The sequence below is a fragment of the Henriciella sp. genome (genome assembly GCF_029936995.1).
In the GTDB taxonomy this organism is placed as follows: Bacteria; Pseudomonadota; Alphaproteobacteria; order Caulobacterales; family Hyphomonadaceae; genus Henriciella.
Window position 1 is genome coordinate 63161 of record NZ_JAPYRE010000002.1, and the last position, 20377, is coordinate 83537.

At 58.4% G+C, this 20377-nt stretch carries 24 protein-coding genes; 18 read left to right on the plus strand and 6 right to left on the minus strand.

What is annotated here, in order from left to right; all coding sequences use genetic code 11:
• Positions 1–90 precede the first annotated feature (90 nt).
• Positions 91–438: a UrcA family protein gene (locus tag Q1K31_RS04430; protein WP_300377147.1), complete on the plus strand. Its 348-nt coding sequence runs from the start codon at positions 91–93 to the stop codon at positions 436–438.
• 85 nt (positions 439–523) lie between these two features.
• Here the strand turns inward: Q1K31_RS04430 and Q1K31_RS04435 are convergent, their stop codons facing one another.
• Complete coding sequence (locus Q1K31_RS04435; protein ID WP_300377149.1) at positions 524–1900, minus strand: M23 family metallopeptidase; 1377 nt, start codon at positions 1898–1900, stop codon at positions 524–526.
• 266 nt (positions 1901–2166) lie between these two features.
• On the opposite strand from Q1K31_RS04435, the gene Q1K31_RS04440 reads away from it, so the two are divergent.
• From Q1K31_RS04440 to rimM, 11 genes are all read left to right on the plus strand, one after another.
• Positions 2167–5403 (plus strand): YdbH domain-containing protein, encoded by a 3237-nt coding sequence (locus tag Q1K31_RS04440; protein ID WP_300377151.1) that lies wholly within the window; start codon positions 2167–2169, stop codon positions 5401–5403.
• A gap of 56 nt (positions 5404–5459) precedes the next feature.
• Positions 5460–5666, plus strand: a complete 207-nt coding sequence (locus Q1K31_RS04445; RefSeq protein ID WP_367187525.1) for a YnbE family lipoprotein — start codon at positions 5460–5462, stop codon at positions 5664–5666.
• 23 nt (positions 5667–5689) lie between these two features.
• Positions 5690–6043, plus strand: coding sequence for a YdbL family protein (locus Q1K31_RS04450; protein WP_300377155.1), 354 nt, complete (start codon positions 5690–5692; stop codon positions 6041–6043).
• Between the two features lie 7 nt (positions 6044–6050).
• Positions 6051–6293 carry a hypothetical protein gene (locus Q1K31_RS04455; protein ID WP_300377157.1) on the plus strand — a complete coding sequence of 81 codons (243 nt, stop codon included), beginning with the start codon at positions 6051–6053 and terminating at the stop codon, positions 6291–6293.
• Between the two features lie 77 nt (positions 6294–6370).
• The gene (locus Q1K31_RS04460; protein ID WP_300377159.1) at positions 6371–7027 is read left to right on the plus strand and encodes a histidine phosphotransferase family protein; all 657 of its coding nucleotides are present in this window, start codon (positions 6371–6373) and stop codon (positions 7025–7027) included.
• A 63-nt stretch (positions 7028–7090) separates the two neighbouring features.
• On the plus strand, positions 7091–7456 hold the full coding sequence (locus Q1K31_RS04465) for a response regulator (protein ID WP_300377161.1): 366 nt from the start codon (positions 7091–7093) through the stop codon (positions 7454–7456).
• A gap of 71 nt (positions 7457–7527) precedes the next feature.
• The gene (locus tag Q1K31_RS04470) at positions 7528–8370 is read left to right on the plus strand and encodes a protein-glutamate O-methyltransferase CheR (protein ID WP_300377163.1); all 843 of its coding nucleotides are present in this window, start codon (positions 7528–7530) and stop codon (positions 8368–8370) included.
• Positions 8371–8486: 116 nt separating this feature from the next.
• Positions 8487–9107, plus strand: a complete 621-nt coding sequence (locus tag Q1K31_RS04475) for a hypothetical protein (protein ID WP_300377165.1) — start codon at positions 8487–8489, stop codon at positions 9105–9107.
• Between the two features lie 10 nt (positions 9108–9117).
• Positions 9118–9429 (plus strand): transcriptional regulator, encoded by a 312-nt coding sequence (locus Q1K31_RS04480; protein ID WP_300377167.1) that lies wholly within the window; start codon positions 9118–9120, stop codon positions 9427–9429.
• 121 nt (positions 9430–9550) lie between these two features.
• On the plus strand, positions 9551–10234 hold the full coding sequence (locus tag Q1K31_RS04485) for a beta/gamma crystallin-related protein (RefSeq protein ID WP_300377170.1): 684 nt from the start codon (positions 9551–9553) through the stop codon (positions 10232–10234).
• Positions 10235–10288: 54 nt separating this feature from the next.
• Positions 10289–10846 carry a ribosome maturation factor RimM gene (gene rimM, locus Q1K31_RS04490; RefSeq protein ID WP_300377172.1) on the plus strand — a complete coding sequence of 186 codons (558 nt, stop codon included), beginning with the start codon at positions 10289–10291 and terminating at the stop codon, positions 10844–10846.
• On the opposite strand, the gene Q1K31_RS04495 is transcribed toward rimM, so the two are convergent.
• Positions 10843–11967 (minus strand): glycosyltransferase, encoded by a 1125-nt coding sequence (locus Q1K31_RS04495; protein ID WP_300377174.1) that lies wholly within the window; start codon positions 11965–11967, stop codon positions 10843–10845. The genes rimM and Q1K31_RS04495 overlap by 4 nt on opposite strands.
• 123 nt (positions 11968–12090) lie before the next feature.
• Here Q1K31_RS04495 and Q1K31_RS04500 point away from each other — a divergent pair, with 123 nt between their 5' ends.
• Positions 12091–13095: a glutathione S-transferase family protein gene (locus tag Q1K31_RS04500; RefSeq protein ID WP_300377176.1), complete on the plus strand. Its 1005-nt coding sequence runs from the start codon at positions 12091–12093 to the stop codon at positions 13093–13095.
• 59 nt (positions 13096–13154) lie between these two features.
• Here the strand turns inward: Q1K31_RS04500 and Q1K31_RS04505 are convergent, their stop codons facing one another.
• Complete coding sequence (locus Q1K31_RS04505) at positions 13155–13643, minus strand: Hsp20 family protein (RefSeq protein ID WP_300377178.1); 489 nt, start codon at positions 13641–13643, stop codon at positions 13155–13157.
• A gap of 183 nt (positions 13644–13826) precedes the next feature.
• Between Q1K31_RS04505 and Q1K31_RS04510 the strand changes: the two genes are divergently transcribed.
• The 4 genes from Q1K31_RS04510 to Q1K31_RS04525 all read left to right on the plus strand — a co-directional run bounded on the left by Q1K31_RS04510 (position 13827) and on the right by Q1K31_RS04525 (position 16807).
• Entirely contained in the window at positions 13827–14834 is a 1008-nt protein-coding gene (locus Q1K31_RS04510; RefSeq protein WP_300377180.1) for a methyltransferase domain-containing protein, read from the plus strand.
• Between the two features lie 40 nt (positions 14835–14874).
• Positions 14875–15489, plus strand: coding sequence for a TIGR02466 family protein (locus Q1K31_RS04515; RefSeq protein ID WP_300377182.1), 615 nt, complete (start codon positions 14875–14877; stop codon positions 15487–15489).
• Between the two features lie 135 nt (positions 15490–15624).
• Complete coding sequence (gene ppa, locus Q1K31_RS04520) at positions 15625–16161, plus strand: inorganic diphosphatase (protein WP_300377184.1); 537 nt, start codon at positions 15625–15627, stop codon at positions 16159–16161.
• A 19-nt stretch (positions 16162–16180) separates the two neighbouring features.
• On the plus strand, positions 16181–16807 hold the full coding sequence (locus Q1K31_RS04525) for a LysE family translocator (protein WP_300377186.1): 627 nt from the start codon (positions 16181–16183) through the stop codon (positions 16805–16807).
• Here the strand turns inward: Q1K31_RS04525 and Q1K31_RS04530 are convergent.
• Positions 16804–17427, minus strand: a complete 624-nt coding sequence (locus Q1K31_RS04530) for a carbonic anhydrase (protein WP_300377188.1) — start codon at positions 17425–17427, stop codon at positions 16804–16806. The genes Q1K31_RS04525 and Q1K31_RS04530 overlap by 4 nt on opposite strands.
• Before the next feature lie 152 nt (positions 17428–17579).
• Between Q1K31_RS04530 and Q1K31_RS04535 the strand changes: the two genes are divergently transcribed.
• A complete protein-coding gene (locus tag Q1K31_RS04535; RefSeq protein WP_300377190.1) occupies positions 17580–18188 on the plus strand; it encodes a TetR/AcrR family transcriptional regulator in 609 nt (202 codons plus the stop codon).
• A gap of 1 nt (position 18189) precedes the next feature.
• Here Q1K31_RS04535 and tsaD read toward each other — a convergent pair whose 3' ends face one another.
• Both tsaD and Q1K31_RS04545 read right to left on the minus strand, forming a co-directional pair.
• Positions 18190–19278: a tRNA (adenosine(37)-N6)-threonylcarbamoyltransferase complex transferase subunit TsaD gene (gene tsaD / locus Q1K31_RS04540; protein ID WP_300377192.1), complete on the minus strand. Its 1089-nt coding sequence runs from the start codon at positions 19276–19278 to the stop codon at positions 18190–18192.
• A gap of 44 nt (positions 19279–19322) precedes the next feature.
• The gene (locus tag Q1K31_RS04545) at positions 19323–20327 is read right to left on the minus strand and encodes a glycoside hydrolase family 5 protein (RefSeq protein WP_300377194.1); all 1005 of its coding nucleotides are present in this window, start codon (positions 20325–20327) and stop codon (positions 19323–19325) included.
• Between the last annotated feature and the right edge of the window lie 50 nt (positions 20328–20377).

Consider the following 20377-nt stretch of genomic DNA (forward strand, 5'->3'; position numbering starts at 1 on the left):
TGCATGTGCGAGATACTTGTTGTGCACCTGCGAAAAACGCAGGGCTCAGGGGCGGGTAATCTCCCGCAAGCTCAAAAAAGAGGCCAGACCATGAAACGTGTTTCCTCCATCCTCTTCGCACTTTCACTTATCGGTGGCGCTGCACACGCAGACACCCAGTATTCTGAAGTGACAGCACAACTCAAATACGACAGCACGATGCTGCAGACCGAGAACGGTGCAGCCAAGGTCCTGCGGGATCTCGAAACGCAGGCTGAACGCGCCTGCCGCAAGGTTTCGCTGGTAAGCGTCGGACTGGCGGTTGACGAAGTCTGCGCGCAGGACGTTCTGTTCCAGGCTGTCGACAAGATCGGCAACAGCAATCTCAATGATCAGTATGCCGCTTCGCACTACTACGTAAAAACGACGTCAGAGCGCATCCAGCTTGCTGCCCGCTAGCTGCTGGACGTACGCTACATCATACCATAAAAAACCCCGGTCATTTTTATGGCCGGGGTTTTCTTTATGTCTTTGCCTCCAGGGCTCATGGAGCTGGTGGCGCACCTTCCAGTGTGCCAGCCGGACCAGTCGCCTCATTCACGGCATCTGAAGAAGCCAGAGCAACACCACCGCCTTCACGAATGGCGTCGATCTGCTCACGCGCCTCCACAAAGGCCTCCATGATCTGCGGTGTATCAGCCAGCTTCCGGCCTGTCGGCAGATCCAGCGTCATGGCGTTGACCTTCTTGCCATTGACCAGCACTTCATAGTGCAGGTGAGGCCCTGTCGAGGCCCCTGTGGAACCGACATACCCGATGATATCGCCCTGCTGGATACGCTTGCCTGCCTTCACACCCGGGCCAAAGCGCGACATGTGCGCATAGGCTGTCTTGTAGCCGTTCGGGTGCTTGATGCGGGCATAATTGCCGTAGCCGCCATAACGGTTGGCCCGCTCCACTGTGCCGTGCCCGGCAGCATAGATCGGCGTTCCCGTTGGTGCTGCGAAGTCCGTACCGGTATGGAGCTTGTTATATCCCGAGATCGGGTGCGTGCGGTATCCAAAGCTCGACGAGAGACGTGCCCCGTTGATCGGCGTTTTCATCAGGAACTTTGTCGCAGATTCCCCAGTCGGCCCATAATAGTCCGTGGCGCCGTCATCTTCCGTGGTAAATTGGTAATAGGACTTGTCGAGCGCCTTGCCGTTGATGGCCGCGAAGACAACCTCGCCGGAACGGATACGGTTGCCCCGCTCATCGACCATTTCCTCGTAAACCATTTCAAACGTGTCGCCTGGCTGGATATCGCGCTGAAAATCGAGGTCATAGGCAAAAATGCCCGCGAAATCGACGACCTGCTGATCATGCGCACCAGCTGACAGGGCCGCCTGATAAATACTGGTGTCGATGGTCGCTTTCACACGCTTGTACACCGGCTCGGTATGTGCCTCGAGCACGAGCGGCATGAAATCGCCGCTGGATGTGCGCCGCGAGAGTATCTGCTTGCCGGCTTCATTCGACATGGTCAGAGAAGCGAGCTGCGCGGTCTCACCGCTTCCACGGAACTGTGCCTTGACCGTAAGGCCCGCACGTACACGGCGTGGATCAATAAGTTCGGCATCATAAAGGGCGTGTAGGGACTGGGATGCCTCTTCCGGGTCGGCACCAAGGTCCGTGACCAGTTCGATCAGCGTCTCCCGGGGCGCAAGTTTCGCTTCCCGGCTGTCGGCTGGAATATTGTCTGTGAACTCTTGGGCGCTCAAAACCGTTGTTGCCAGCGGTGTCGCCAGTGAAACAGAGGGTGGTGTTTGAGCTTCAGCCTGTTTCGACTGGGCAAGAAAGTAGAAACTCGACAGGGCAGCAACACCTGCCACTGTTCCGAGAAGAACGAGGCTTGTGGTGCCGCGTGAAAGATTGAAACTCAACTGGAGGGCCTCCCTGATGTTTAAGCGTCATGACCCCTGAACAAAGGTCAGCAGATACAACTTCCGGCGAAAAACGATTCACGCCGAACGCTGAATCTAACGAATAAAAGTATCAGCCCAAATATTCTCTTAAATTCCACACAAGGTGATGTGCAAGGGTGGGTATGAGTCTTAAAGCAGCAAAATCGATTAAATTTCGGGCAGGATAAGCCTTGGCGAGACTGGGGATAAGGATGCGTCCATGGACGATTGGCGCCGGAGTCGCGGTGTTCATTGTACTCGCTGTGCTAATGGCATGGATCTTCCGGCTGCAGCTGGCTGGTTGGGGCGCCCAGCAATGGTGCCGGGCCAATTCCCTCGAGTGCGAACTGGACGTCACGGCTCTGGACCTGTCCGGGCTGGAAGTCAGCGGGCTCGCGCTGACAAACGAGGCCCAGGAGACCCCCTTGCAGGTTCAGGACGCAACGGTGAAGTGGCGGTGGGACGGCTTCTTCAGCCCAACCGTGACTGTGATCGAGCTTGACCGCCCGATCCTGCGAGGCCGCTATGCACCAGACAGGGAACGGCAAATTGCTTTCGGCGGACTGGAATCCCTTTCAGGCAACGGCGGTGGCAGCACGCCCTCACCTGATCTTTCAGTTAAAAATGCGACTGTGGAACTGGAAACGCCTGCCGGTCCGCTGGCACTCAATGGAGCATTCTCCGGCAACCTGCCCTATGAGGGGCGCTTCAAGGCAGACATATCCCCGACCGAACTGACCTCCGGCTCCAACAGGCTTGTTGTTCAGGAAGGGATGGCCGACATCACATTCGACGGCCTCCGGATTGATGGAGAAGCCCGACTGCAATTGAGCGAAGCCGCGTTTGAAGGGCTTTCAGCCCGCAATGTGCGCGCAACAGCGGATATTTCCGGTATGCTTCTCAGCCAGATCAACTGGGCTGTAGATCTGGAGAGCTTTCAATACGGGGATACCCTCATCGAGGGGCTGGACATTTCCGGCGCAGTCAAACCACGCACTTTGGGTACAGATGCAGACAAAGGCTGGCTTGCCGGGATCAAGAACGCTGAGGCTACCGGCTCTTTGGAGAACATAACGACCCCGGCCATATCTACGGGCCCCTCGACGCTCGGCCTTGACCTTGAGAGGACCGGGCCCGACCGCATCCGAATGGAGATAGCCCTCACAGGCGAGGCGGTCACACATGCACATGGCTCTGTTGGCCGGCTCACCGTGTCCGGCACCGCATTCACGGATAACGCCACGACCACCACAACGCTTAATGGTGATGTCGTCGCTGATGATGCCAGCCTGAGCCCGGACACGCGTGACGCTCTTCTCTCGGTACTTCGCTCGGGGCCGCCCCTCGAACAACATGCGGAGGCCCTGCAAGTCTGGCTGGGCGACTCTTTGGGCAGCCTCAGTTTCGGCAGCGGTTTCATGGCTCGTTTTGCCGCGCCTTCCGATTGGTCTGTAAACTCTGAGCGCAGCCTGTCACTGAAAGCGGCAAATGGCGCCAGCCTCATGCTAGAGCCTCATGAGACCCGTCCAGCGCTTAATGTCGAACCAGGCAGGGTCGAGCTGAGCGGCGTCCTCAACCTTGCTGGCGGCGGCGCACCTGACGTCACAGCACACATAAAGTCAGCCCGCTTCGAATCGGAAGAACCTGCGGTCATTCATGCAGGCGGCATATCTTTGAAGCCCTGGACGGCCAGCGGCCTCACATTTGCCGCCGACCTTAACGAGCTGAGTCTCACCGCACGAAATGGGACGCCCCGGCTTCAAACCGTCGGAGAACTCCGTCTGGACGGACCTCTCTACGGCATCTCGGTGAAAGAGGCGCGACTTTTTGGCGGCATTGACGCGATGCTGGATAGCTCAGGTATTCGCGCCCAGACCTTCCAGACGAAATGTCTGGGAGTCGACATATCCGGCCTGAGCCTCAATGGCGGTTACAGCATTGGAGAGACAGCCTTTCAGCTCTGTCCGGTCGATGGCCGCGTGGTCCGTCAGTCAAACGGAGTGGCTGGTGGCAGGATCGATCTCGGCAGCCTGACCCTCCCGTTTACGGGACAGGACACACGCGGTGAGCTGGCACTCGAAAGTGCGCAACTTGACTGGCAGGCTGGCGAAAGCGCTAAACTTGCCATTCAGGCAGACGCGGTGCGCCTGCCCCTGGAAATAGGCGGCGATCAGCTGAATGTCGCCTCCACGCAAGCAGCCTTCACACTCCGGAGTGGTCGGCCGGCCTCGCTGTCAGCTCAAGCTGGCCTGACAGAACTTTCCGGAAGCATCCTGCCTGCAGACGTCAGCCTGAACGGCGTAGACCTCGGCCTGAAGTTCACGGAAAACGGCCTGGCGGGCGACGGCGTAGCGGAAGTGCAAATGCGCGACCCTGGCGATGATCCGCTTTACGTCCCGCTCAGGGGAGACCTTTCAGCCAGCCTCGCCAATGGGAGAATGACGCTGCAAGGCCCCGTAACCACAGCACGGGCAAACCAGACGATCGCCAATATTGATCTCAACCTGGATCTGGCGACGCTAGACGGCGATGCGCAGGTGACATCCGAAACACTTGTCTTTTCCCCGGACAGCCTTCAGCCGACCGCCTTGAGCGAACGGGTTCGCGGATTGCTTTCAAATGCGCGCGGTGAGCTCGCGGCCGAAGCCTCATTCACGATTGACGGCGGGACGCCAGAGGGCAAGGGCTGGATATCCGTTTCCGGGTTCGGGTTCGACACTTTGCGCCTCGGTGCCGTCACGGACGTGACCGGCAGACTCGAATTCAGCGACATCCTCGCTTTGACGACGCCCCCCGGACAGGAGATCCGTATCGGGCAGATCAACCCCGGAATCCCTCTGGAGAATGGTGTCATAAGTTTCCAGATTCTGGAGGGGCAGGAAGCCATTATTGAGAGAGCCCGTTGGCCTTTCGCTGGTGGAGAGCTTGTCGTCGGCCAGTCCGACTGGACGATTTCCGGAACGAGCGACACCATCCGCATTTCGGCCGAAAGCCTGGAGCTGAGCCAGATCATAAACATCTTCAACCTGCCCGACATCTCTGCCACTGGCACAGTTTCCGGGGAATTCCCGGTCGAAATAGACGGCCCGAATGCCTATATCCGGAACGCCACACTGAAAGCCGATGAGACCGGCGGCAAAGTCGCCTACACCGGAGAAATCGCAGAAGCGGCCTCCCAGGCGGACCAGCGCGTACGTATGGCATTCAACGCCTTGCGGGACTTTCGCTTTTCCGTACTGGAGCTTGGTGCCAACGGAAACCTCAGCGGCGACATGCTCGTAACGCTCAAACTGATCGGCACTTCACCTGAAGTGCTGGACGGCGCGCCGTTTGCCTTCAATATTGGAGTTGATTCGAAACTGATGCAGCTCGTGCAAACCGGGCGCAGCGTGACAACAAGCAACTGGCTGGTCGATGCAGTCAGGAAATCTGCCAGCGGCGCGAACAGGGAGGCTCCGGATGAAGAGGAGAAGCGTGAATAATGCTGTCACGCCCTGTTCAATTGACGTTCAGCCTGTTTGGTTCACACTAGATTTTCATGAGAAAGATACCTGCCGTGATACATAGACTTATTTTCGCATTTGCCGCGCTCGGCCTGACAGCCGCCTGCTCTCCGACCGTGCGCCTGGAGGCTCCGCGTGAACCCATCACGATCAATCTGAACGTCAAGATTGACCAGGAGGTCCGCGTCAAGCTTGATCGCGAGGTCGAAGATCTGATCTCGTCCAATCCGGACCTATTCTAGGGATTACACAGGGATATAATCTCATGACATTATTCATCAGAGCCATCCTCGCCCTTGCCATCGCTATTGGCGCGGCTTCGATGCTCACCAGCCCCGCGAACGCTGCGGACCCGCAGATCGAGGCCGCCAAGCAGCAGGGCGTGGTGGGCGAGCGCATCGATGGGTATCTCGGTATCGTCGAGGGCGGCGCTGACGCATCGCTCATGCGTCGCGTGCAGGACATCAATAACAAACGGCGCGCTGCATATGACCAGCTTGCCAAGCAGACCAATACGACAACCGAGCAGGTCGCACGCGTAACAGGCGAGAAGCTGATCGCTCAGGCTTCCAAAGGCGAATACATCATGAATGACAGCGGCTCCTGGAAACAGAAGTAGCTTTTTCATGACCCGCACATCCCTTCTGACCTGCGGCGTCGCCCTTGTTGCGCTTGTCCTTGCCGGATTCGGCGTCGCCGCCATGTGGCGCGATCTCGGCGTGACAATGAGCCTGCATGGCTGGATCGCCTATGGCCTTGGAGCCCTTGGCTGCCTGGCGCTATCTGTGGGGCTGTTCTGGCTCCTTTTCCACAGCTCACGTCATGGCCACGACGACCGTGTCGAAGGCCATGACGAACCGGACCGGTGACAAGGCGCTTTTATTCGGGCAAGGCAGAACCAGACCGAATCGGTTAGTTTCTCTGCCTGATCCAGAAGGGGCCCGTCATGAACGCCACGATCGACCCGGCACATCTGTCTGCCTACATCGCCTCGCGCATCTGCCACGATCTCGTATCGTCGGTCTCTTCGATCACCAATGCCCTCGATTTCATGAATGAGCCGCAGGACTCCGAAATGCGGGTCCAGGCGGAAAAACTGTTGCATGACGGCGCGGACAGCGCCGCCTCGAAGTTGAAGTTCCTTCGCTACGCCTTTGGCTCGGTTGGACTCTCCAAGGGTGCGGCAGACATTCATGACGCCAAGCAGATCACCGAACGCTTCGTCGCCAGCCATAACTACCAGCCGGTTATCACCTGGGATATCGAAACCGAGCATCTCAGCTTTTCCCATGCCCGGCTTATCATGAACATGGTCATGCTAGCCGTTGACTGCCTGCCACGTGGCGGCACCATAACTGTGAAAGTGCGCAATCAGCCAGAGGGGCTTGGCGTGAGCGTCATTGCCGCCGGCAAACGTTGCAAACTGCGTGACGATACCGCGGATGCCATTGCCGGAACCGAACCACAGGACGGCTGGTCTGCGCGCACTGTACAACCCCTGTTTACGCGGATTATCGCAGAAGGCCTTGGCGGCACACTCCATGCCGACCCGCGAGAAGAGGAAATCGCGTTGACCTCCACTGGCCTCAACGCCGAAGGATAAACGGCCCGTTAACTGCTATGGCCTCATTAAGGGGCAGTTATGGCTATTACTGCGGGTGGCGCCATGAAATCCTGTCTTATCGTTGATGACTCCCGGGTCGTGCGCAAGGTTGCCGGTCGGATCATCCGTGACCTTCAATTCGAGGTCAGCGAAGCTGGCGATGGGGCAAATGCCCTCAGTGCCTGTCGTGAAAACATGCCGGATGCGATCCTGCTCGACTGGAACATGCCCGTCATGAATGGGCTGGACTTCCTCCGTGCCCTGCGGCGTGAGCCTGGCGGCAAGAAACCCGTCATTGTCTTCTGCTCAACCGAGAACGATGCCGAACATATTGGCGAAGCCATGCGCTCCGGGGCTAATGAGTTCATCATGAAACCGTTCGATGCTGATATCGTTCAGAGCAAATTTGCAGAAGCCGGTCTCGTCTAAAGCAATTTGTTAACTCCGGACGTGCATTTGTTAATTTTTGATCCTGAGGACCTCACCGGCGAAAGATAATCATGGACGAGACCGTTTTTCAGGAAATCGCAAAGCTTGCGCTGAAAGGCTCCGGCCAGCTGATCACACCTGCGCGGGCCTATCTCGTCGAAACCAGGCTGAACCCGCTTTTGCGGCGCGAAGATTTTGGCAGCATCGAAGAACTGCTTGCCTGTTTCCAGGCGCGGCCGAACTCCAGCCTGCGCGAGGAAGCCGTCGCAGCCCTGACATCCAAAACGAGCCGTTTCTTTGATGGCCGAGAGATGCTCAAGCGTATCGTGGACCATGTACTGCCCATGATGGTCGACACTTCCGGTGGCCAACCTCTTCGCATGTGGTGCGCTGGCGGCGCAGCCGGGCATGAAGCCTATTCGCTCGCCATGCTGCTGGAGGAAACGCGCATAGATTCTGTACGACATGCCCAGATCGAAATTCTGACCACTGACATATGCGAGAAACAGTCAGAATCAGCCCGGCGCGGCCGTTTTGGCCATTTCGACGTTCAGAAAGGCCTTTCCATTCATCGCCTGCTAGAGCACTTCACCCGGCTTGATACCGGTGAGTGGCAGATTTCGCCTGCCCTGGCATCCCGCGTAGGAGTTCGCACGCACAATCTCCTGACTGACGCGTCGGGTCTCGGGCTGTTTGACGTAATCCTTTGCCGCAATGTCCTGAAAGACATGGCCCCCCAAGCCCGCACGCAGGCGCTACTGACCGTCGCCCGCCAACTGACGGATGGCGGTATTCTCATTCTCGGCGAAGGCGAGACTGCCACTGGCCTCATTGATGGGCTGGAGCCCTCACGCGATGTACGTGGCGCCTTCACGCGCCAGGTCGCACGCGATGCCCTTACCATCGCGGCCTGAGCCTGACGGGACACCCCGTCCTATAGCCAGCCCCTGAACTTTCACGGCCCACCAGAAGCCGCTTGACAAAATCACGCACGCATATACTTTGTTTTTCAAAGTTCTTGGAGACAGCAATGCCTAATCAATATTCTGACGATCTCGCTTATGTTCGTGAAGTGGCAGAGGCCGGCATATCGGCACCGCTTTTGGGCGGGCGCTTCCTTGTCTGGTGGGGCGGCCTCGTTACGGCCGCCTATATCGGACATTACATTATTATCTCCGGTACAGCAGGGCTTGGCATGGACTGGCTCGGCATCATGTGGCTTGCCTTTATCACCCTCGGACTTGGCGGCTATTTCACCCTGATGCGGCTTTTCCCTACCGACAAGCCCGGCGCTTCCTCGGTTGGTAACCGAGTCTCGGAAACCGTCTGGATGGCGTCCGGCTTCGTCCTCTTCTCCTTCTTCGCAGGTGTTACACTGAAGTCCGCTCTGGAGGGGCAGGCGTCGATAGGCTTTAACTGGTCCATCCCGCTGGTGCTCGGGGTTTATGGTATCTCGCAGCTGGTCAGCGGCCTCATGGCGAAAAGCAAGGCGCTCGTCTTTGCAGGCTATGGTGCGATTGCCAGCGTTGGCCTGACCGCGCTGATCGTCGATCAGATGGAGCTTTATCTAGCTGCCGCGGCGGCTGCAGCCGTCACCGTCCTGATCCCCGGCATTCTGATGCTGAGAAACGAACCTTCCACAACGGTTTAGGGAGGCCCCGATGAACGAGGACAACCCGTTTGACCACAGCCAGATCGACGATGTCATACATGGCCGCCTGCGTCTCGGCGTCATGGCTTATCTCTCCTCGGTAAGTCCGGCCATCTTCGGTGAGCTTCGTGACAAGGTAGGCGCGACTGATGGCAATCTCTCGACCCATCTCAAAAAACTCGAGGAAGCCGGATATGTCCGCCAGGAGAAACGCTTTGTCGGCAAACGTCCGCAAACCCGTGTCTTTCTGACCGATCAGGGCCGGCAGGCCTGGCTTTCCTGGATCGACCAGATGCGCACAATCATGGGGGCGGCGGACTAGGCATTTCGCTGGGCAGGGAACCATATGGCCACCCCGGCCTTTTCATGAAGGCCGGGTTGCGCTGCGTTCAGCCAGCCCCTGCTAGATTGTGAGGGTAATTCAGACAGGAGACGAGACGCTCATGACCGCCCTGAAAGCACTTGGCTTATCCCTTACCTTGTCGGCCGCCCTGGCCCTGCCGGCAACAGCGCAATATGGCCGCCATTCCGCTGGTGGCGAAGCGATAGTCTATGCCCATCCGGACTTTACGGGACAGTCGCTGCGCGTGACCCACGCCATCCCGCATCTCAACCGCTACCGCTTCAACGACAAGGCTTCCTCCATCCGCGTCACTGGTGGCTCATGGGAAGTCTGCGTAGACCCCAACTATCGCGGACGCTGTGAAATCATCACCTATCGTGAAGGTCAGCTCAATCAGATCCGCCTGAACGACAAGATCACCTCAATACGGCCCGTGGCCCACCGCCGGGACCGGTGGAACCGGGATGATCGCTGGGACAGACACAGGGATCGTGGCTATCGCGGACGCCAAAGCGCCCCCATCGTACTCTATCAGCATCCTGACTTCCGCGGCAGCGCCCTGCCCGTCGACGGTGCGATCCCACACCTCAATCAGTTGCGGTTCAATGACAAGGTCTCATCCATCGCGCTTCAAAGCGGTGTCTGGGAGGTCTGCACAGACCCGAACTTCCGTGGACGGTGCGAGATCATAGATCGCTCTGTTCCACAGACTAATGTCTACAGGCTGAACGATAATATCACCTCGATACGTCCAGCCGGACGGGGTTATGGACGTCGCTGGTAACTCAACCGCCAGAAGGGGCTTCCAGCCGGACCAGCCTCCGGTTAGGGAAGCCCCATGAGCGAAAAGCCTGCAAAAAAGAAACTGATAGTGCTTGGCGTCATTGCCGGGGCGCATGGGGTGCGTGGCGACGTGCGGGTGAAAAGCTTCACAGAGGCCCCAGAGACACTTTTTACCTACGGTCCCCTTCTTTCCGACCGGGGAGACACTCTCCTGGAAGCGGCAAATACCCGGCCCGGAAAAGATCACTATATCGTCACGCCTGTTACTCCACGCTCCAAGGAAGAATGGGACGCGCTGAAAGGCACCCGGCTACACGTGCCGCACAGCGCCCTGCCCGTTCCGGACGAGGATGAGTTCTATATTGAGGATCTTGTCGGCCTCACCGCGCATGACCGATCCGGCACCAGAGTGGGTAAAGTGAAGGCCGTACAGAATTATGGGGCCGGAGACCTTCTGGAAATACTTCCCACGCAAAGCGGGCATCCCTCATTCTTTGTCCCGTTCACACTTGAAGATATCCCACAGCTCGACTTCGAGACTGGCCAGATCACGCTGGCAGACCCAGCAGCCTGGGCTGATACATCCTCGGGCGATGAAGAGGAAAAGCGCTAGATACGCCCCGCCTGCGAAGCCAGCTCCACAAGGTGGGATTCGAGTTTGCGGCTCTGCTTTTGCAAATTGAAGCTCTCCATCGCGAACGCGCGTCCTGCCTCACCCATCTGTGCAGTGCGCTCCGGGTCGGTCAACATGCGCGCAAGCCTGTCGGCCAGGGCCGCCTCATCGCCCTCATCAACCAGATAACCGGTCTCCCCGTCTTTTACGCATTCGGTGATCCCGGCATGGCGGGTCGCAGCCAGTGCGCACCCCGACAGCATTGCCTCTATACAGACCAGCGGAAGTCCCTCAGCGTCCCCTGATTTGGCCCTTCGTGATGGTACAACGGCAATCCGTGCTGCAGCCCACTGTAATGGCATTTCATCAGCTGGCACCCAGCCCGGCAACTCCGCATCGACCCCTGCTTGCCGAAGCCTACGCACCAGGTCTTCCTTGAGTTCACCATCGCCTATGAGCCGTATCGTCCAGCCCTCAAGCTCCTCGCCGAGGCGCGCGAGCGCAGCGATCAGCGTATCTATGCCCTTCTTCTCGGTCCACCGGCCTGCAAACACCAGGAGGTTTTCTTTCTCCCCCGGCTGGAAACGCGCCGGGTCTGCGGTGTTATGATGGACAACCATCTTGTCTTCTGGGGCCCCCTTCGCCGCCAGTTCCCGGCGAATAAAGTCCGAACAGGGAAGGATCAGCTTCGCCTCTGCCCAAAGCTTGGCACGCCGACGGTTGTAAACCCGGATGAAGCTGTCCTTGGTGTTGGTCGTCTTGGTGGCGTCACCACCATAATAGGTTACTGCCAGTGGCAGGCCCAGCCTGTGCGCGATCGGCAATGCATAGGCGCCAGACTTTCCAAAGCTGGCATGGACTGCAACCGGGTCATAGGCTTTCAGCGCCTGTTCCAGTTTCGGCGAGATGGTTCCCAATTGCTTGAAGGCAGACTCTCCCCCCGGCCCATGCAGTGGGCCCAGCTCGACCACTTCGGCCCCATCCGGCACAGGCCCTCTCAACTCATGTCCGATATAGACAGGCTTCAGCTTCGAAAAGGCGGAATACCCGCGTGGGATAAAGCTTTCTGATGGCGTGAACAGCTTGTCGCAATAAGCGAGGAAATGCCTCGGTTCACTCACGTTATCTACCCCGGTTTGGCCTCGCGGTTTGAGTATGGCAGCACGCCTCAACCGTCAAACACGTCTTGGCAGCAATAGCAGCTTCGCCTAAGACCGCGCTTCTAACCTGATAAGGACACCGACATGACTGCTTACCGCTTGTTCGGCGCCGAAACATCGCCCTATTCACTGAAGGTGCGCGCCTTCCTGAAGTACAAGGGCATCGATTTTGACTGGATCACGCGGTCAAAATCGACTGAAGACGAGTTCCAGTCGCACGCCCGCGTGCCCAGCATTCCGCTTCTGGTCTCACCGAACCGGTCTCCCAATCAGGATTCCACCGACATCCTTTCATGTGTCGAAAGCGACCAGAGCGAACCTTCGTCTGTCCCGGACGACCCGGCCTGCGCCCTGCTTGCCCTCATCCTTGAGGACTATGGCGATGAGTGGCTGAACAAGATCATGTTCCGCGAACGCTGGGGCCAGAAACCAGACCGGGAAGAAGCCGCCGACCGCACGATGGAACAGCTTTTTGACGGCAACCTGCCGCGCGCCAAGAAGAAAACGCGCGATCAGATCGTCAAGCGCATGCGCGACCGCCTGCCCCTCGTCGGCATCGAGCGCAAGAACGAAAAAACCCTGAAGACCTCCTTTGAGCGTTTCGTCAGCCTGCTCAATACTCACCTGGAACATAACCTGTTCATCTTTGGCGGACGTCCCTGCGTGGCTGACTTCGCGCTTGCCGCCCAGCTTTCGCAGATGCTGCTTGATCCGACACCAGGGAAATGGCTGCGCGACAACGCCCCCTTCGTGACCGCCTGGTGCGAGTTCATGGAAGCGCCTAAAGCCGGTGCCCCGTTCAAGGGGCTGACCGATGTTCAGGAAACCCTTCTGCCGCTATTCCGCGATGAAGTCGCCGTGACCTACCTGCCGTGGGCAAGCGCCAACCTGCAGGCCAGCCAGGACAAGCAGGAGCGCATATCGGCAAAAATCGAGAAGAAAGCCTTCGAGCAGGTCACACAGCAATACGCGGCAACCTCGTTCAAGTCTGTGCAGAAGGCTGTGCGGCGCCTCAATGACAATGAAGCACTGAACGCGTTTCTGGAGAACGCTGGCGCTTCGGCGTTTTTTGCAAACAACGCAAACTAAAAAAGGCTCCGGACATATCTGTCCGGAGCCTTCCTTTTCATGCCTGACAACTGGCCCGTCTAGGCGGCAGAAGCTTCATCCTTCTTGCCGCCGACCAGTTTCGGCTTGCCGGCTTCGCCAGCCGGGCTGCCAATGTCGATCTTGCGCGGCTTCTTGGCTTCCGGCAGTTCACGTACAAGCTCCACCCGAAGCATGCCGTTTTGAAGGCTTGCGCCTGTTACAATGACATGATCGGCCAGCTGGAAGCGGCGCAGAAACCCGCGTTCGGCAATGCCGCGGTGCAGGTATTCGCGCTGTTCACCAGTTTCGTCATGAGACTTCTTGCCAGCAATCGTCAACAGATTGTCATTCGTCTCGATCTCGAGGTCGTCTTCGGAAAAGCCCGCGACAGCAATCTCAATCGCAAACGCATCATCGGCGACGCGTTCAATATTGTAGGGCGGATAGCCCTGCGTCCCGTCGAGACGGCTTGCGGAATCGATCAGATTGGCCATACGGTCAAATCCAACCATTGTGCGATAAAGGGGGGTCAAATCAATCGTACTCATGGTGTACAGTCCTCTCTAAGCAACTGCGTCCGGTTGCCCGGACATACATGTTTCGGCTCATCTGGAACTCCAGCCCGTTCATCGGCGCTGGCAGATTGCCGGTCCGGACCTGCTTGGCAGCGTCCTGACATGATGTATTTGGGAGAGGACACGAGACTGTTCAAGAACCCCGGAGGAGACAAGATGAAACGAATTCTAGGCACAGGACTGCTCACGCTCGCACTTGCCGCGTGCGGCAGCGAGAGCAATGTCGAAGACACACCCGCAGCCCCTCAGCCGCCGGCTGAAACGACGGATGAAGGCACAACTTCTGAAGACGGCGCGAATGGGACAGAGGGCGCTCAGACTGAAGCCGGTCAGACGTCTTTCACAGTTGATGACGCCATGGCCGGCAGCTGGCGTACGGATGAAGAAACCGCACGTGACCAGTATCGCAACCCGGCTGAAACGCTCGAATTTTTCGGAATTGAAGGGGATGACACAGTTGTTGAAATCTGGCCCGGCGGCGGCTGGTACACAAACATTCTCGCCCCCTGGCTCAACGAGAATGGCGGCCAGCTGATCACTGCGACCTACAACCCTGAACGCTCCGAACGCGCCGCCCAGGTCGTTGAGGATTTCAAAACAAACTACAACGCCAATCCGGACACTTTCGGGACGATTGACTATACAGTCTTCGGAGCCGAGTCCGGCGCACTGACAGAACCTGGAACGGTCGACGCCGTACTGACATTCCGCAACCTTCATAACTGGATGTCCGGCGATTATGCAGAAAAATTCTTTGACGATGCATATGCTTCGCTGAAGCCGGGCGGCGTACTTGGTGTTGTCGAACACCGGCTGCCTTCATCGACAGAACAGGACCCATCTGCCGCAAGCGGATATGTCCACGAAGACTATGTGAAAGGGCTCGCAGAAGCTGCCGGATTCGAGTTCGAAGCCTCCAGCGACATCAATGCCAACCCGGACGATACCGCCGACCATCCGTTTGGCGTCTGGACACTGCCGCCAGTCTCAAGGACTGAGGATGCAGACGGGAACACGCCCGAGGACTTCAACCCCCAGACATATCTGGACATTGGCGAATCCGATCGCATGACACTGAAATTCGTCAAGCCGGCCGATGATGGCAGCGACGGCGCCATGAAGACGGATGCAGAAACAGAAGCTGAGCCTGCTCCAGAAGAATAGCCACTGGGCAGACAGCCAATCACCATCTAGAAGGCGGATCATGACGATCCGCCTTCTTTTTCCAACACACCTTCATCATACCAGGCTTACGGATGGTGCCTTGCTCGACGACCTCAAGGACGCCTGCTGGATGATCGAGGACGGGGATAGCGCAGGTCATGCCTGGTGCGAGGAGAAGGGATATCCGGGCTACACATCCTACGCCTCACTGGACGACCTTCCCGCTCGCGCGACAGCATTTTCTGATCTTTCCAGACAGCTGGAAGAACACGCCTGGGCGTTCGCGAAAGCCCTTCACTGGGATATCGACCGCGACCAGCTGAGCCTTGATGCCTTCTGGGTCAATATTCTTGGTGAAGGCGGGCATCACTCAGGGCACATCCATCCCGGCAGCATTATTTCAGGAACCATTTACATCGACATGCCTGACGGATCTGGCGACATACGCTTCGAAGATCCGAGACTGGCTCGCATGATGGCCGCTCCGGCACAGAAGGATGACACGCCGGACGAGCAGAAACGCTTCATCTACATTTCTCCCACCGCTGGGGACATCCTGATGTGGGAAAGCTGGCTGCGCCATGAGGTGATGCCGGGGGCTGGCGCTGAGCCGCGCATATCAATCAGTTTTAATTTCGGACTTCAACGAAACTAGCCCGCGGGGCAGAACATGTAAGTGCGGGTTCCATCCCGTATTTGGAACACGACATCACTTGACGGTTCCGCCTGTCTTGTGCAGTGCAGCGCGGATTACCGCTTAAATGATGGCAAGCGCCCTACAGGATTTCTCATGGACATCTCGAAAATTGTATCCGGTCAAAACCCACCAGAGGACGTAAATGTCCTGATCGAAGTGCCGCTGGGCGGCGAGCCGATCAAGTACGAGATCGACAAGGCATCGGGCGCCATGTTTGTCGATCGCTATCTGTACACCTCCATGCGCTATCCCTGTAACTATGGCTTCATTCCCCACACCCTGAGCCTTGATGGGGACCCCATCGACGTCATGGTCATCGGTCAGCGTGCGCTTGTGCCAGGGGCCGTCGTCCGCGCGCGGCCAATTGGTGTCCTGATGATGGAAGATGATGGTGGCGAGGATGAAAAGATCCTGGCCGTGCCGCACCAGAAGCTCACCCGCTATCATGAGAAGATCCACACCTATACGGACCTTCCCGAGACTCTGTGCGACCGCATCCAGCATTTCTTCCAGCATTACAAGGACCTGGAGCCGAACAAATGGGTCAAGGTCCGCGGCTGGGACGGCGTGGAGAAGGCACGCGAACTGATTGAAGAGGCAATCGCCCGGCACAACAGCACCCAAGCCTGAACCCTAGAGGCAGGCCAGAATGGAACTTAGCGTCTGGCTGGCCATGATCGGCCTGTTCCTGGCTGGCGGGCTCACGCCCGGCCCGGCCGTCATGCTCGTGGTCTCCTCATCCCTGCGCTATGGCTTCCGGCCTTCGATGTTGCCAGCTATCGGCGTGTCGACGGCCAACATTGTCTGGATTTCTCTCGCGGCTGGCGGGGCGGCTGCCATTGCATCACAATTTCCGCAGGGCTTTCTGATCCTCAAGCTCGCAGGCCTCGCCTTCATATCCTGGCTGGCATTCGGCCTGATACGGGCACAGCCGAGAGACCTGCGCCTGTCGCGTGAGGCCATGCCAAGACGCGCCGCCCTTTTCGGAAAGGGTGTGGGCCTGCAGCTGGCCAATCCTAATGCCCTGGTTTTCTTCGGCGCTCTACTGCCCGGCTACTTCGATGCCAGCCGCCCGCTTGGCCTGCAGGTCATGATAGCAATTGCCACAATCACCATCACCGAAATGTTCGGGCTGGCCATCTATGCCGTTGCGGCAGACCGCATGGCCCGGAATTTTGCCAGCCCGGTCTTCGCAAAATGGTTCAACCGCGCCGCTGCGGCCCTGATGTTCGGATCGGCAGCCTTCGCTGTCTGGGCAACCAGCCAGCCAGCCTAAACCTCGACCGGGTCGAATTCGCCTGTTTCAGGATCGCGCCAGTGAAGCTCGCCATTGCCGATCGCAAACCATGCGCCGTGAAGGGCGAGCTTGCCAGCTTTTACCCGTTCTTCGACGAACGGGAATGTCAGCAGATTTCCAAGCGAGGCCCCGATGCCAGCATATTCGAGAGCACGCTGCGGATCAGCCGGGATCTCGGCAAGCATCTCATCGCGCGTTTTATCGAGAAGGCTGACCCAGGGCGCAATGAACTGGCCAACCGGCTTGTCATCAGCAGCCGATAGCGATGCCTGAACGCCGCCGCATCCACCATGACCCATGACGAGGATATGTTTCACTTCCAGCGCCGTTACCGCAAATTCGAGCGCCGCACTCACACCATGCAGCCCGCCTGAAGTGTCATAGGGCGGCACAAGGTTGGCAACATTCCGCACGACAAAAAGCTGGCCCGGCGCAGCGTTGAAAATATCAGCCGGCTCAGCACGGCTATCAGCGCACCCGATCACCAGTATGTCAGGGTCCTGCCCCTTCCCAAGTTTCTCATAAAGGTCCGCCTGCTGGCTGTATGTGCCTTTTCGGAAGGCACGATAGCCATTCTTGAGATCGTCAGGTGTGCGCATGTGAGCCTCCTCATTCTCGAACCGTGCTGCCAATAGCCAGACAGACGCCGTTCTGCAAGCACGTACGATATGACCGTCTGTTCGCGTCAACCTTTCCGCAAAGAAAGTCTGCCAGATTAGCTGTGTCAAAGGCTGGTGGAGAGAGGCGAGGAATGGACAAGGCGGACAAGAGCGGGACGGACGCCTCTGCCCCGCGCCGGCAGGGGCCAAAACGCAGCGAGTCCTCGCGTGCGGCCATTCTGGATGCCACCCGCGAAGAGATGGTCAATCATGGCTGGCGGAAATTCAGCGTGGATTCGATCGCCCGGAATGCGCACGCCTCCAAGCAGACAATCTATCGCTGGTGGCCGGCCACGGGGACGATGTGTGTTGAGGCCGCTACAGTACTGTTACAGTCTGCAGCCACAGGCGGCACTGAACCCGTGGACCGTATCGCTGCCCTGTTGCTTCCCTTTGAGGCCCTCACACGTACGGGCAACGGCCATGCTGTATTGCGCGGCGCATTACTGGCAGCATCCGACGAAAAGGAAGCCGGTGAGCTGTGGCGCAGCTGGCTGAAATCGAATGTCCGGGCCCCCTTGCGGCTGATCCTGGCTGAGCTCGCTGCCAAACAGAGTATAAGCCGCGACTATGATCTGGACGAAATGGTCAATCTTCTGGTTTCGCCGGTCTGGCACAAGCTTCTTGTGATGCGCGCACCCATGAAGGAAGGCTTCTCCAGAGAGCAGGCCGGGCGCTTCCTGCGCGTTCTCGCCCTCTAGATCAGGCCTTGGCTCCACGCTTGCCGCCCCCATAGGCAGGATCGGACTGCGCGCGGACCTCATCAAGCGGCCAGCGAGGACGGGCGGCGAACGTCATCGCGTTTTCAGGCACCCTTCCACAAGCCAGCCGCTCGGCTCCTGCCAGCGCAATCATGGCTGCATTATCCGTGCAATGACGCAATGGGGGGGCGATCAGTTTGGCCTCATGACTGTCAGCCACTGTCCCAAGCGCTGTGCGTATCGCCCCGTTCGCAGCGACCCCGCCAGCCACGACTAGCCGCTTCTTATCTCCGCCGGCAGAAAATCCGGAAAGCGCGCGATCGGCCCGTGCAGACAGACAGTCCGCAATCGCAGCCTGATAGCTCGCACAGAGATCCGCGACATCCTGCTCTGACAGGTCGCTAGCCTCGATGATACGAGCCGCCGCCGTCTTGAGCCCTGCAAAACTCATGTCGAGCCCGGGCCGTCCCAGCAGGGGGCGTGGCAGCTTGTACCGCTTCGCATCTCCACCTTCGGCGGAGCGCTCGACCGCCGGGCCACCTGGAAAACCGAGACCGAGAAGCTTGGCGAGCTTGTCGAAAGCCTCTCCAGCAGCATCGTCAATCGTGCTGCCGAGCCGTTTATAGTCGCCCAGCCCGCCGACTTCGATAAACTGGCAGTGCCCGCCCGAGACGAGTAGAAGCAGATAGGGAAACGGACACTCTTCGGCCAGACGCGGACTCAACGCATGGCCTTCAAGGTGATTCACCGGAATGAACGGCTTGCCACTTGCTAGCGCCATGGCCTTGCCGGTCATCATGCCAACCATGACACCGCCGATCAGGCCGGGCCCGGAGGTCGCCGCGACTGCATCAATTCCGGCCAGTGTCAGACCGCTCTCTTCAAGCGTGGCCTCAACAACCCGGTCGGCGACTTCAGCGTGCGCGCGGGCTGCGATTTCAGGAACGACGCCGCCATAAGGCGTATGCTCCTCGATCTGGCTGCGCACAGTCTCCGACAGGATCGTCGCACGTCCATTTTCCAGCCGCAGGACGGCCGCTGCGGTTTCATCGCAGCTGGTTTCAATGCCGAGGACGGTGACGCTTTTCATGGCGTGTATCTAGGACTTCCGCGCCGGGCTTGGAAGCCTGTGCCTCAGTCATCGAGAAGGGCCGCCCGCATGGAGCGGATCCACACCTCACGTTCCAGGTTGTAAGCCCTGAAGCTGCTTGCATAATCCCAATAACACCAGCCGATATTCCGTTCTTCGGCAAGTTCACGCATGGCACGTGTCCATTTCACCCGCTGGTTCAGAGGCACATGTTCATAGACACCGAATTCCCCGAGGAAGATCGGATGTCCTTCTTCGCGCGCGAACTCGACCGCCAGATCCGCGCCAAGTCGCATGGTCTCACGCTCTTCAGGCGTGCCCCACTCTCGCCCGGTCGGTGGCGGGTTGTCAGCAAATGACGCCCCCTGATGGGTGAAATTGTAAGGGTCGTAATTGTGAAAAGTCAGAATGATCCGGTCGTCCTCGGGCGGACGGCTTTTCAGGAGCGCATCAAGATTGCCCCAGCCTGCACTTCCAATAATCACCCACCTGTCTGGATGCCTTTCACGCACAATCGCCAGCAATTCCCGGTTCAGTGCATCGGTCTTGCGCACGGTCATCTTGTCATTCGGCTCATTGATCAGCTCGAAAATCACTGATTGCGGGGCCCCCTCGAAAGCGTCAGCGATCTGCCGCCAGATTTCACCCAGCCGTTCACGGTGCGCCGACGGTTTCTCCATCAGCTCGTTATAATGATGGACATCGATAATGATGTTGAGACCTTCCGCTTCAGCCCAGCCGGCAATTTCCTGTATGCGACCCATGAAGTCGGGATCGATCCGGTAGGGCCGGCGCTCGGCTGCATGTGCGCTCCATTTTACAGGCAGGCGGATCGTGTCGAATCCGGCTTCTGCAAGCCGCGTCATGTCCTCGCGGCGTACACTATAGCCCCAGTCTCCTTCCCTGGGCGCCTCAAGCCCGCCGCCCATGTTCATGCAGCGCTCAATCGGAGAGTCCTGCGCCTGCAAGACATCCTCCGCATGAGCGGCTGGCTCGCCTGCGGAACATGCAGCCAGGAATAGCGCGATGGCAAAACTTAAAAGGCGCATGGTATCTCCTCGGATGTGACTCAGTCATACGCGGACACGGGCCCAGGTGC